Source organism: Arthrobacter sp., from assembly GCF_048266065.1.
GTDB lineage: Bacteria > Actinomycetota > Actinomycetes > Actinomycetales > Micrococcaceae > Arthrobacter_H.
The window spans coordinates 453,887-466,683 of the sequence record NZ_JBLXAH010000001.1; the positions used below are offsets into that span (position 1 = coordinate 453,887).

The following is a 12,797-nucleotide window of genomic DNA, read 5'->3' on the forward strand; positions in this document are numbered from 1 at the left end:
TGTACGGCCCCCACCCACCGACGAAGGAGTACCTTCCATGGCCCTGATCGACGCCATCCACGCCCGCGAAATCCTCGACTCGCGCGGCAACCCCACCGTTGAAGTCGAAGTCCTGCTCTCCGACGGCTCGCTCGGCCGCGCCGCAGTGCCCTCCGGCGCCTCCACCGGTGCCTTCGAGGCAGTCGAACTGCGCGACGGCGACACCTCCCGCTACCTGGGCAAGGGCGTCACGAAGGCCATCGACGCGGTCATCGACACGATCCAGCCGGCCCTCATCGGCCAGGACGCCACCGACCAGCGGGCCATCGACCAGATCATGACCGATCTGGACGGCACCCCGAACAAGGGGACCCTGGGCGCCAACGCCATCCTGGGCGTCTCCCTCGCCGTGGCCTCCGCCGCCGCCGAGTCCTCCAACCTGCCGCTCTACCGCTACCTGGGCGGGCCCAACGCCCACGTGCTGCCGGTGCCGCTGATGAACATCCTCAACGGCGGCTCGCACGCCGACTCCGACGTGGACATCCAGGAGTTCATGGTCGTGCCCGTCGGCGCGTCCACCTTCTCCGAGGGCCTGCGCATGGGCGTGGAGGTCTACCACGCACTGAAGTCCGTGCTCAAGGAGCAGGGCCTGTCCACCGGCCTGGGCGACGAGGGCGGCTTCGCCCCGAACCTGCCCAGCAACCGGGCGGCACTGGAACTGATCACCGAGGCCATCAAGAAGGCCGGCTACACCCCGGGCGCCGACGTGGCACTGGCCCTGGACGTCGCCTCCTCCGAGTTCTTCGAGAACGGCACCTATGCCTTCGAGGGCGAGCAGCGCACCGCGGCCCAGATGAGCGACTACTACGCGGGCCTGGTCGCCGACTTCCCGCTGGTCTCCATCGAGGACCCGCTGGACGAGGACGACTGGGACGGCTGGAAGACCCTCACCGACGCCATCGGCGACAAGGTCCAGCTGGTCGGCGATGACCTCTTCGTCACCAACCCCGAGCGCCTGCAGCGTGGCATCGATGCCGGCACCGCGAACTCGCTGCTGGTCAAGGTCAACCAGATCGGTTCGCTGACCGAGACCCTCGACGCCGTCTCGCTGGCCCAGCGCAGCGGCTACACCACGATCACCTCGCACCGCTCCGGCGAAACCGAGGACACCACGATCGCCGACATCGCCGTCGCCACCAACGCCGGCCAGATCAAGACCGGTGCCCCGGCCCGCTCCGAGCGGGTGGCGAAGTACAACCAGCTGCTGCGCATCGAGGAGGAGCTCGGCGACGCCGCGGTCTACGCCGGAAAGTCGACCTTCCCGCGTTTCACCGCGTAACGCCGCACCACACCGCGTAAGGTCTTGAGGGGAACAGCCGGGCACCGGTTGTTCCCCTCAGGCCGTTAGCGGCCTCCGGGCCCCGGCCCGGCCCCACCGTCCACCCCGAGCTGACCGGCAGGAGATTCATGGCCACCCGACGCCCCAACATGCCACGGGTCCGCCCCGCCGGGAATGGCTCCGCGGAGCAGGACAACGCCACCGGCGGATCCGCAGACACCTCCGGCCGCGACGCCAACCGCTCCACCCCGGCAGCGGTGAACCGCAGCAAGGTCGTCCCGCTCGGCGCCGCCCCCGGACACCAGGACGATACCCCCGCGGCCCCCACGGCACGGCGGGCCCCCCGCCAGCCGGACGGCGGCACGCCGGCTGCTACCAAACCGGCGGCGCCCAAGCCGGCAGCCAAGAAACCGGCAGCCAAGAAGCCGGCCGCTGGCGCACGCCGACCGGTCGCACGACCCGGCAAGCGACCCAGCACCCCCCACGAAAAGCGCCTGCGCGAGCGGGCGGAACTCTCCGGCGCGATCCGCTCCGGCAGCGGATCCGGTGCCCGGCCTCCCGCAGCGGGCCAGGGTCCGGCGGGGGATGCTGCCCCGGTTCCCGCCCGTGCCTTTTCCGGACGCATGCTGGCCCTGGCCGTCATCCTCGCCGTGGTGACCGTCCTGTTGCTGCCCAGCGTGGGGACCTACATGAACCAGCGGGCCGAAATCGCCCAGCTGCAATCTTCGATCGCCGAAAAGCAGCAGGAACAGGACAACCTCAAGACCCAGATCAAGCGGTGGGACGACCCTGCCTACGTCAAGGCCCAGGCGCGCAACCGCATCAACCTGGTGATGCCGGGCGAGAAGAAGTACATGGTGGTCGGCGCCACCGGAGACGACAGCGCCGTCGGGCCCCGCAGCGTGGGCGATGTCCGCACCGACCTGCCGTGGGTCGACTCCCTGTGGGACACCGTTGTACGCTCGGCCACCGACTGACCATGTTTTTTCGAAGGAGCATCCGTGGAGCATCCTGCCCCCGCCCCGCGTCATGAGGCGCTGGACGCCGAACAGCGGATCCCCACCCCCGCGGACCTGGAGACGCTGAGCCGCCAGCTCGGCCGTCCCGCCCGTGACGTGGTGGAGATCGGTGCCCGCTGCGTCTGCGGCAACCCGCTGGTGGCCACCACCGCCCCGCGGCTGGCCTCCGGCATTCCGTTTCCCACCACGTTCTACCTGACGCACCCGGTGATCACCTCGGCCGTCTCCCGCCTCGAGGCGGCCGGCACCATGGCCGAGATGACCGAGCGCCTGGGCCGCGACGGCGAACTGGCCTCCGCCTATGCCGCGGCCCACCACGACTACCTGGCCGCCCGCGACGCCATCGGCGCCCGGACCGGCGTGGGACCCGTGCCGGAAATCGACGGCGTGTCGGCGGGGGGCATGCCCACCCGCGTGAAGTGCCTGCACGTGCTGGTCGGCCACTCGCTGGCCGCCGGGCCCGGGGTCAACCCGCTCGGAGACGAGGCCCTCGCCGGGATCGCCGCCTGGTGGACCGCCGACCGGTGCCATTGCGCCGGCGCCTGGGATGTCGACGCACCCGTGCCGGACCGCGACCGCAGCCGCCACGTGAAGACCCAGGCGGAGGACCCGGCGGCCAAGAAGGCCCGCCGCGCTGCAGCCCGGCAGGCGCGGGCGGAACGCGAACAGGCGGGGGAGCCGGACGCCGGTGGACCCGGCACGACGACGTCGGGGGAGCCGGCATGAGGGTTGCGGGAATCGACTGCGGAACCAACTCCATCCGCCTGCTGATCGCCGACGTCATCGAGGACGAGGACGGGGACGTCAGGCTGTTGGACATCGCCCGGGAGATGCGCATCGTCCGGCTGGGCCAGGGCGTCGACGCCACCGGAAACCTCGCGCCCGAGGCCCTGGAACGCACCTTTGCCGCGGTGGACGAATACGCTGCGCTGATTGGTGCCCACGGCGCCCAGCACGTGCGGTTCGTCGCCACCTCGGCCACCCGCGATGCCGGCAACCGTGCCGAGTTCATGGACGGTGTCCGCGACCGCCTGGGCGTTGAACCCGAGGTCATCGAGGGCTCCGAGGAAGCCGAACTGAGCTTTGCCGGTGCCGTCTCCGTCCGCCCCCCGGCCGACGGGGAGGACATCCTGGTCGTCGACCTCGGGGGCGGCTCCACCGAATTCGTCGTGGGCAACGCCCAGGGGGTCCGCGGTGCCATCAGCATCAACATGGGGTGCGTGCGCTACAGCGAACGCTTCCTCACCGATGACCCGCCCACCGCCGAGCAGGTCGCCGCCGCGGAAGCCGAGGCCAACCACCAGCTCGACACGGTGTTCGCCGCGCTCCCGATCCAGGACGTGGACCGCGTCGTCGGGGTTGCCGGCACCATCACCACGGTGACGGCCCATGTGCTGGACCTGCACAGCTACCAGCCCGAGGCCATCGATGGTTCCGAGCTGCCGGTCGGGGTCATCGAGGCAGCGGCCAGCGAATTCCTGTCCTTCTCCCGGCGACGCCGGGAACAACTGCCCTACATGCACCCCGGCCGGGTCGACGTGATCGCCGCCGGATCGCTGATCTACCGGACCATCCTGTTGCGGGTCGCCGAGGCCACCGGGAACCGGGTGCGCACTGCGGTGGCCAGCGAACACGATATTCTGGACGGCATTGCCCTTGGCCTGGCCGGGCACTGAACGGCCCCGCCGAACCAGCCAACCGTCGTCGTACCCCCGGAAGGAACCGCCCGTGAGGCCCCGTCCCCCTCGTGTTGCCGCAGCCTTCCTGGCCGTCCTGCTCGCCGCAGGATCGATGCTGGCTGCCGCGTCCGCGGCGCAAGCGGACCACATCCGCGACAGCGAATACTGGTTGGACGACTACGGGATCAAGCAGGCGTGGAAGGTGTCCCAGGGCGAGGGCGTCAAGGTGGCCGTCATCGACACCGGCACCGACGGGTCCCACCCCGACCTGCGCGGACAGGTGGTCGGCGGCCAGGACTTCTCCGGCGCGGGCAACGCCAACGGGACCGAACCCATTGGCGCACTGCCCGAACACGGGACACTGGTGGGGACCCTGCTGGCCGGACACGGCAACAACGCGGAGGCCATCGCCAAGGCGAAGGCAGAAGCCGAACAACAGGACATCGCCTGGAAACGCGCCGTCAAGGACGCGAAGAAGGCCGACGAGGATCCACCCGAGAAGCCCGAAGCGGTCAAGATCCCCAAACCCGGACCAGGGCGCGACGGCGTCATCGGCGTTGCGCCCAAGGCCAAGCTGATCTCCGGCTCGCTGTGGCTGGGGTCCGAGAACCCGGGAGGTGTTCCGGTCAGCGAACAGGTGCCACGGGCCGTTAAATGGGCGGTCGACCAGGGCGCCCAGGTGATCAACATGTCGCTGGGTTCGACCACTCCGAGCTGGCCGACCAGCTGGGACGAGGCCTTCCAATACGCCGAGTCCCATGACGTGGTCATCGTCGCGGCCGCCGGGAACCGGGCCGGGGGCATGCAACAGGTCGGAGCCCCGGCGACCATCCCGGGCGTGCTGACGGTGGCCGGCGTCGACAAGAAGGGCAAGGCCAGCTGGGACTCCTCCACGCAGGGGATCAGCATCGGGGTCGCCGCCCCGGCGGACCCGCTGGTCGGGGGACTGCCCGACGGCGGCTACGCCGACTGGTCGGGGACCTCCGGGGCCGCGCCCCTGGTCTCCGGGGTCGTGGCGCTCATCCGCTCGAAGTACCCGGACCTGAAGGCCGCCGACGTCATCGAACGCATCCTCGCCACGGCGAAGGATGCCGGCAAACCGGGAGTCGACAACCTCTACGGGTATGGACTGCTGGACGCCGAGGCGGCGCTGACCGCCGATGTCCCCACGGTGGAGGACAACCCGTTGGGAACCATCAGCGAGTGGATCCACGTCCACCGCAGGGGCCAGCCGGCCACGCCGACGGCCACGCCGCCCCCGGCCAAACCCGAGGCGAAGTCCACGGTCCCGCCGGTGGCCGCCCCCCGGCCCCAGGCTCCGGCCGAACCCGGAGGAGCCCTCCCGGCGGTGCTGGTGGTCGGCTTCGGCACCCTGGCGTTGCTCGTGGTCATCGCGGGCGCCGTGCAGGTGGGCCTGGCGCGACGGCGTCGGCGGGCCGTCGAGGCCGCCTCCGCCGGGACCATTGCCGAGGGAGAGTGGCCGGACGCCCACGAGGGCCACGACCCCTTTGACGACCTGCCCGAAAGTAGATAGTGAAGACTTTCACATAAGGTGGATCCGCGTTAGGATGGGAGGCATGGCTAACACTCCTGAACTTTCCGATCGCCCACGTATCCTCGTCGTCGGCGGTGGCTACGTCGGTTTGTACGTCGCAATGAAACTGCAGAACAAGGTCAAGGCCCACGGCGGCATCGTCACCGTGGTGGACCCGCTGCCGTACATGACCTACCAGCCCTTCCTCCCCGAGGTCGCGGCGGGACAGATCGAACCGCGTCACGCGATCGTCTCCCACCGCACCCACCTCGACAATGCGGAACTGATCACCGGCCGCGTCACGGCCGTTGACCATGCCAACCGCAAGGCAGTGATCGTGCCCACCAACGGTGAGCCCTTCGAACTCGGCTACCGTGACGTCGTCATGGCCGCCGGTGCCATCACCAAGACGTTCCCGATCCCGGGCCTGGCCGAAAGCGGCATCGGCCTGAAGTCCATCGAGGAAGCAGTGACCCTGCGCAACAAGGTCCTGGAGCGCATCGAAAGCGCCTCCATGATGAGCGACCCGGCGGCCCGCCGTCGTGCGCTGACCTTCGTCGTGGTTGGCGGCGGATTCGCCGGCATCGAGACCATCACCGAGCTCGAGGACATGGCCCGTGCCGCAGTGGCCAAGACCAGCCGGGTCGAGCAGGACGAGGTCCGCTTCGTGATGGTCGAGGCGATGGGCCGCATCATGCCCGAGGTCACCGAAGAGCAGGCCGTCTGGGTCGTGGGGCACATGCGCTCGCGCGGCATCGAGGTCATGCTGAACACGTCGCTGGGCAAGGTCGACGGCACCAGGCTGGAACTGACCAACATGTTGGACAAGACCCCCGGCGAGACGTTCGAGGCCGATACCCTCATCTGGACCGCCGGCGTCCAGGCCAACCCGATGGTCCGCTCCACCGACTTCCCGATCGAGCAGCGAGGACGCGTGCGCACCGGCACCGACCTGCGCATCACCGGCGACGACGGCCCCATCGAGGGAGCCTGGGCCGCAGGCGACGTCGCGGCAGTCCCCGACGTCACCGGTGGCCTGCCCGACGGCACCTGCGTCCCCAACGCGCAGCACGCCGTCCGCCAGGCCAAGCTGCTGGCCGCGAACATCTACGCCACCCGCTACGGCGTGGGCCAGGTGCGCGAGTACGAGCACAAGAACCTGGGCGCGGTCGCCGGCTTCGGTACCGGCAAGGGCGTCGCCAAGATCATGGGCCTGCAGCTCAAGGGCCTCCCGGCCTGGGCCGCGCACCGCGGCTACCACGGCATGGCCATGCCGACGTTCGAGCGCAAGTTCCGCGTGGTCGGCGACTGGTTCTCCAGCCTGCTGTTCAAGCGCGACATCACCCAGATCGCCGACCTGCAGACCCCGCGCCGCCAGTTCGTCGAGGCAGCGACCCCGAAGCCGAAGGCGGCCGAGAAGCCTGCCGCCACCGGCGAGAAGCAGGAAGCCGCAGCCAAGTAGCACCCCTCACGGCGCCGTATCGGCCAGGATCCTGGTGGGTACGGCGCCGTGTTGCGTCCGGGGCATGTGCTGCTCTTGTAGGATTTACCCTCGGGCCCCCATAGCCCAATTGGCAGAGGCAGGAGACTTAAAATCTCTGTGTTGTCGGTTCGAGTCCGACTGGGGGTACTACACGCTCCTGGCCCGGACTGGCCGGTCAGTTCCAGAGCGTTAGCTTGTCGGGGTTCATCATCAGGCGCACGTCCGCCACCCGCCCTGCCACGACGTCCAGGGTGGCGACCCCGTGGATCCGCCCGCCGTCCCAGATGGCGAACCCGAGCCCATCGGGGGTCTGCTGGTCCAGGACCAGCGCTTCGGGATTCTTGTGCAGTGCCCCGAACAGGAACCGGGCCACCTTGTCGGCTCCGATGACCGGGTTGCGTGCCGCCGTGACGCGGCCGCCGCCGTCGGAGCGCAGCACCACCTGCGGGTCCAGGACCGGGATGAGGTTGGCGATGTCCCCGGACCGTGCCGCCGCGGCAAAGGCCCTGACCACCTCGTCATGCTCGGCCCGCGAGGCGCGGCGGCTGCGGTTCTGCTGCACATGACGACGGGCCGAGGTGGCTAGTTGCCGGCAGGCAGCCGGAGTGCGTCCGACGACCTGGGCAATGTCGTTGAAGGGCATCGCGAAGACATCATGCAGGACGAAGGAGACCCGTTCCGCCGGTGTCATGGCCTCCAGCACCACCAGCAGGGCGGAGCTGATCGACTCGTCAAGGGTCACGCGTTCGAGCGGGTCCTCCTGCGGATCCCGCGCCGTGGCAAACGCGAAGGCCGGGACCGGTTCGGGAAGCCACGGCCCGACGTAGCGCTCGCGTCGGTGCCGCGCCGAATCCAGGACGTTCAGGCAGACCCGGCTGGCAACGCGGGTCAGCCAGGCCCGTGGCACCTCGATCGCCTCGCGTTCATCCTGGCTGAGCCGGTACCAGCGGATGTAGGTCTCCTGCACGGCGTCCTCAGCTTCGGCGACGGTGCCGAGCATGCGGAACGCCAGGGACATCAGATGTCGTCGCTCACCGAGCACCTCGGCCTGGAGCGCCTCGTCGTCTTGCGGGTCCATCGCGCCCTCCTTTCGGCTCTTTGACCGGGTCGCTGGCCGATCTGTGAGGTTGGAGCCTCACATCCGGGCGGCCCATCCGGTCCAAGAGGACATGAACGCCCTACAACACCTCCATCATCTCCCGATCCCGCCACACGCCGAAGCCGTGGCGGTGACACGATGAGGCTCGTCGTCGCCGGAGCGAGCGGCACCCTCGGAACCCACGTTGTCCAGGCGGTTCGCGCCGCGGGCCACGAACCGGTGTCCATCAGCCGGCAGGAGGGCATCGACCTGCTCAGCGGCTCCGGCCTCTCCGAGGCGCTGCGGGGAGCCTCGGCGGTGATCGATGCATCGGCCACAAGCAGCACCTCGACCAAGGCGTCCATCGGATTCTTCACGACCGTGACGCGCAACCTGCTGGCCGCCGAGCGGGCCGCCGGCGTGGGGCATCACGTCGCCATCTCCATCATCGGAGCGGCGCGGGTCAACGCCAACTACTACGCGGGCAAGGCCGCCCAGGAGGCGATGCTGGAAGCCGAACCGGGCGGCTGGTCGCTGCTGCGCACGACGCAATTCCATGAGTTCGCCCGCCAACTCGTCGACCATGGCAGACTGGGGCCGGTCCAGATGGTGCCCCGGATGCGATCGCAACCGATCTCGGCCGCCGAAGTCGCCGCCAAACTCGTGGCCATCGCCACCGGCCAGCCGCGCGGAGCGCTTCCCGCGCTGGCCGGACCGCAGGAGGAGAACATGGCCGACCTGGTCCGGAGCTACCTGGCCGCCACGGCCCACCGCCGCCCCGTCATCGAGGTCCCGCTACCCGGCGCCTGGGGACGTGGCATGCGGGACGGTTCCCTGCTGCCGCCGGCCGGGACGCGTTGCGGGCGCCAGACCTTCGCCGCATGGCTCGCCGGGCAGACCCTCTGATACCCCTGGTCGCCGGACGGGACCCCGGCCGACGACCACCAGATGAGCACGAAACACAGAGCGGACACCCATGCATATCTTCCTCGCCGGCGGCTCCGGAGTCATCGGACGCCGACTGATCCCGGAACTGCTGGCCGACGGACACGACATCACGGCGACCACGCGGCGTCGGGAGAACCTGGGCCCGCTCCGCGACCTGGGGGCACGGCCCGTGGTGGTCGACGTCTTCGACGGCGCGCACCTGGCAGACGTCGTGGCAGGAGCCGCGCCGGACCTCGTCCTGCATGAACTGACAGATCTCGGCGACTTCGACACCCAGGCGAACGCCCGTCTGCGACGCGAAGGAACGGCCAACCTCGTCGCCGCCGCACGCTCCGCCCACGTGGACCGCATGATCGTCCAGAGCATCGCCTGGGCCTACGCCGCCGGCGGCGCTACGGCCGTCGAGGACGACCCCCTCCAGGCCGGGTCGCCGATCGAGTTCATGGAGGAGCTGGTGCGCAGCATGCCCCATGCCACGATCCTGCGGTACGGGATGCTCTACGGGCCCGGCACCTGGTACGCGCCGGGCGCGCGTCTGGCCGCCGAGGTGATGGCGGGTCGGGTTCCCGCGACGCAGGCCATCACCTCGTTCGTCCATCTCGACGATGTGGTGGCCGCGACCGTCCAGGCCCTCACCTGGCCCCACGCGGCCTACAACATCGTCGACGACGCCCCGGCACCCGCCACCGAGTGGCTGCCAGCCTATGCCGCTGGCATCGGAGCGCCCGTGCCACCGCAGGCCGACCTGCCGGACGGCGTACCGCGGGGGAGAGGGGCCTCCAACGCCAAGGCACGCGCCGCAGGGTGGCGCCCCGCGCACCCCACCTGGCGCGGGGGCTTCCCCCGGGCCTGACCCGGCGTCGGGCGGGGACGGCACCGCCGCCCCCGCCCGCGTGCTCACCCGGCCGGACGTGGATGGCGCAGATGGGCCCGCGCCGCCAATTCCCCGGCGGCCACGGGGACGGTCATCTCCTGCCCCGGAGCACGGACCATCACCGCGACGAGCACCGTCCGCCGGTCGGACAGGTGGTTGGCCGCCTGGTAGTGGATCACCTCGCCGCCCGGCTCCCAGAACGCTTCCCCCGCACGAATGACCTGCTCCGGCTTGCCCTCGAGCTCGTACAGGAGTTCACCCTCGAGGAGGTAGGCGAACACCGGGCCCGGACGGCGATGCGGCGCTGAACCGGGCGAACCGGGTTCCAGTTCGATCTCCACGGTCACGACGTCCGAGGGACCGGACCAGTGCTCCACGGCTGCCTGGCCCAACAGGCGGATGGCGGGGGTGGGATCTGACATCGTGATGCTCCGTTCCTGGCGAACTGGATTCGTCTTCTGGCGAGTGCGACGAGCCGTCGCAGAGGGGCCGGTGGACGCTTCGGGCACGGGGCGCTCCGCCCCGCCAGGTCCCGGGGCTGTCGGCCGGCCTTCCCCCGCCAAGACCGGACAGCGACCTCCGATGTGAGGTGCGGCCATCGCGCCCCCTCATGAAAGGGCGGGCTGTCCGGTCATATCCCCGAGGCATTCGTGGGCGTTCCCGACCACGGGGCCCGGGCCGTGGGGCCATGAGTGAAGGAGTACCAACCATGACCGTCTTCATCCGCTGTGGACTCGCCATCCTGTTCCTCGACGAACTGGTGGTCGGCGCCTGGAATGCGATCTCGCCTGCGACGTTCTACCGCTATTTCCCGACAGTGGACCTGACCCCGCCGTTCAGCGAGCACTACGCCCGCGACTTCGGTGGCGCGACCCTGGGCATTGCGCTGCTGCTCGGCATCGCCCTCGTGCGTCCCCGGACCCATTTCGTCATCCCTGCGGCCCTGGCCTATTCGGTCTTCGCGGTGCCGCACTTCTTCTACCACGCCGCCCACCTCGAAGGTTCGACCCACGGCGACGCCATGGCGCTGACGACCGCGAACGCTGCGGTTGCCCTGCTGGGCCTCGCCGTCGTCGTGGTGGCGATGGTGCACCGCCGCCGCCCCGCCCCGCGGCGGCCGGAGGGCACGCTGCGCCCCTCGCCCTGACGTGGGCACCGGGCGTGGGGCGGGACCGGTTCCGTTCCGGCGGCGCGGAAGTCCTAACCCTGCCGGGGCACCGGATTGCCGAGGTCATCCGGGCCGGACAGGTCGATCTCGCGCAGCGGCACGACCCGGGACCGGGTCACCAGCCGGTGGGCCAGCCAGAGCCCCAGGAAGATCGGCACGCCGATGTAGGAGGAGAGCACCTCCATGCCGCGTCCGGCCAGCACGGCCTGGTAGTTCTGCCCGGCGATCACCAGGATGAGCACCGCAAAGGCCACCAGCGGGCCGACCGGGAAGAACGCCGCCCGGTAGGGCAGTTCGGCGACGGTGTGCCCCTGGGCCAGGAACCCGCGCCGGAACCTGTAGTGCGAGATCGCGATGCCCGCCCAGACGATGAATCCGCACAATCCCGAGACGTTCAGCAGCCAGGCGTAGGCGGAGCCCTGGCCGACGATGGCGCTCAGGAACCCGAACAGCCCCACCCCGGCGGTGGCCAGCAGGGCGGGGATCGGCACCCCGCGCCGGTTGGTCCGCCCGAAGATGGCCGGGGCCTTGCGGTCGTGCGCCATCGCGTAGAGCATGCGTGTGGAGGCGTAGAGCCCCGAGTTCCCCGCGGAGAGGATCGCGGTGAGGATGACGGCGTTCATCAGCGCCGCGGCGAACGCGATGCCCGCGTGCTCGAAGACCAGAGTGAACGGGGACGCCGCGACGTCGGCCTCGCCGGAGGCCAGCAGGCTGGGGTCGGTGAACGGAATCAGGCAGCCGATGATGAAGATCGCGCCGATGTAGAAGAGCATGATGCGCCAGAAGACCGAGCGGATCGCCCGCGGGACCTCCCGGCGCGGGTTCTTCGCCTCGCCCGCCGCCACCCCGACCAGCTCGGTGCCCTGGAAGGAGAACCCGGCGATCATGAACACCGAGATGATGGAGACGAACCCGCCGTGGAAGACGTCGTCTGGACTCTTCCAGTTGCCGAACCCGGGGGAGTTGCCGCCCAGGATGCCGAAGATCATCAGCGAACCGGCAAGGAGGAAGACGACGACGGCGATCACCTTGATCAGCGCCAACCAGAACTCGCCCTCGCCGAATGCCTTCGCCGAGAGGGCGTTCAGCCCGGTCAGCAGCACCAGGAACGTCCCGGCCCACACCCAGCCGGGGACCCCGGGCAACCAGAAGTCCATGATGATCCCGGCGGCGACCAGCTCCGCTGCGACGGTGATGGCCCAGTTGAACCAGTAGTTCCAGCCGATCGCGAACCCGAAGGACGGGGAGACGAACCGGGTGGCATAGGTCTGGAACGACCCGGCGACCGGGATCTTGGCCGACATTTCGCCGAGGGACTGCATGAGCAGGAACACCATCAGCCCCACCGCGGCATAGGCGACCAGGGCACCGCCGGGCCCGGCCTGGGCAATGGTGCCACCGGAGGCGACGAACAATCCGGTGCCGATGGAACCGCCGATGGCGATCATCTGGAGGTGGCGGCTGCTCAGCCCACGTTGGAGCCCGTTGCCCGCGGTGTCCGCATCGGGGCGGTCCACGACACGCTGGTTCTGGTCCAAGGGAGCCCCTTCGGCTGGTGGGTGGTCCGGAGGGCGACCGCCCTGCTGACGGTGTTCCGGGTCGGGTTCTCCAGCGCACAGTGGCCAACCCACCGTGCGTGGGCCCATGACGGTGCTGGGGACACCGTCAAGTATGACGCCCCGGCACCCGAGCCGGG

Annotated in this window: 12 protein-coding genes and 1 tRNA gene; 10 read left to right on the forward strand and 3 right to left on the reverse strand. The window is 70.0% G+C overall.

What is annotated here, in order from left to right:
* Window positions 1–37 precede the first annotated feature (37 nt).
* The 7 genes from eno to ACN0TP_RS02275 all read left to right on the forward strand — a co-directional run bounded on the left by eno (window position 38) and on the right by ACN0TP_RS02275 (window position 7,180).
* Complete coding sequence (gene eno, locus ACN0TP_RS02245) at window positions 38–1,318, forward strand: phosphopyruvate hydratase (RefSeq protein ID WP_417216060.1); 1,281 nt, start codon at window positions 38–40, stop codon at window positions 1,316–1,318.
* A gap of 128 nt (window positions 1,319–1,446) precedes the next feature.
* On the forward strand, window positions 1,447–2,295 hold the full coding sequence (locus ACN0TP_RS02250; protein WP_417216061.1) for an FtsB family cell division protein: 849 nt from the start codon (window positions 1,447–1,449) through the stop codon (window positions 2,293–2,295).
* Between the two features lie 24 nt (window positions 2,296–2,319).
* Window positions 2,320–3,063: a DUF501 domain-containing protein gene (locus ACN0TP_RS02255; RefSeq protein WP_417216064.1), complete on the forward strand. Its 744-nt coding sequence runs from the start codon at window positions 2,320–2,322 to the stop codon at window positions 3,061–3,063.
* Window positions 3,060–4,013: an exopolyphosphatase gene (locus ACN0TP_RS02260; protein WP_417216065.1), complete on the forward strand. Its 954-nt coding sequence runs from the start codon at window positions 3,060–3,062 to the stop codon at window positions 4,011–4,013. The genes ACN0TP_RS02255 and ACN0TP_RS02260 overlap by 4 nt, the downstream gene beginning before the upstream one ends.
* A gap of 115 nt (window positions 4,014–4,128) precedes the next feature.
* Window positions 4,129–5,550 carry a S8 family serine peptidase gene (locus tag ACN0TP_RS02265; RefSeq protein WP_417216493.1) on the forward strand — a complete coding sequence of 474 codons (1,422 nt, stop codon included), beginning with the start codon at window positions 4,129–4,131 and terminating at the stop codon, window positions 5,548–5,550.
* 43 nt (window positions 5,551–5,593) lie between these two features.
* Window positions 5,594–7,012 carry an NAD(P)/FAD-dependent oxidoreductase gene (locus ACN0TP_RS02270; RefSeq protein ID WP_417216068.1) on the forward strand — a complete coding sequence of 473 codons (1,419 nt, stop codon included), beginning with the start codon at window positions 5,594–5,596 and terminating at the stop codon, window positions 7,010–7,012.
* A gap of 94 nt (window positions 7,013–7,106) precedes the next feature.
* Window positions 7,107–7,180 (forward strand) — tRNA-Leu (locus ACN0TP_RS02275).
* Window positions 7,181–7,208: 28 nt separating this feature from the next.
* Here ACN0TP_RS02275 and sigJ read toward each other — a convergent pair.
* Complete coding sequence (gene sigJ / locus ACN0TP_RS02280; RefSeq protein ID WP_417216069.1) at window positions 7,209–8,111, reverse strand: RNA polymerase sigma factor SigJ; 903 nt, start codon at window positions 8,109–8,111, stop codon at window positions 7,209–7,211.
* A 159-nt stretch (window positions 8,112–8,270) separates the two neighbouring features.
* Between sigJ and ACN0TP_RS02285 the strand changes: the two genes are divergently transcribed.
* Entirely contained in the window at window positions 8,271–9,017 is a 747-nt protein-coding gene (locus ACN0TP_RS02285) for an SDR family oxidoreductase (RefSeq protein ID WP_417216072.1), read from the forward strand.
* A 70-nt stretch (window positions 9,018–9,087) separates the two neighbouring features.
* Complete coding sequence (locus tag ACN0TP_RS02290; protein ID WP_417216076.1) at window positions 9,088–9,912, forward strand: NAD-dependent epimerase/dehydratase family protein; 825 nt, start codon at window positions 9,088–9,090, stop codon at window positions 9,910–9,912.
* Window positions 9,913–9,956: 44 nt separating this feature from the next.
* On the opposite strand, the gene ACN0TP_RS02295 is transcribed toward ACN0TP_RS02290, so the two are convergent.
* A complete protein-coding gene (locus ACN0TP_RS02295) occupies window positions 9,957–10,355 on the reverse strand; it encodes a cupin domain-containing protein (RefSeq protein WP_417216077.1) in 399 nt (132 codons plus the stop codon).
* A gap of 287 nt (window positions 10,356–10,642) precedes the next feature.
* On the opposite strand from ACN0TP_RS02295, the gene ACN0TP_RS02300 reads away from it, so the two are divergent.
* Entirely contained in the window at window positions 10,643–11,080 is a 438-nt protein-coding gene (locus ACN0TP_RS02300; protein ID WP_417216080.1) for a hypothetical protein, read from the forward strand.
* A gap of 53 nt (window positions 11,081–11,133) precedes the next feature.
* Here ACN0TP_RS02300 and ACN0TP_RS02305 read toward each other — a convergent pair whose 3' ends face one another.
* The gene (locus ACN0TP_RS02305) at window positions 11,134–12,747 is read right to left on the reverse strand and encodes an amino acid permease (protein ID WP_417216081.1); all 1,614 of its coding nucleotides are present in this window, start codon (window positions 12,745–12,747) and stop codon (window positions 11,134–11,136) included.
* Window positions 12,748–12,797 lie beyond the last annotated feature (50 nt).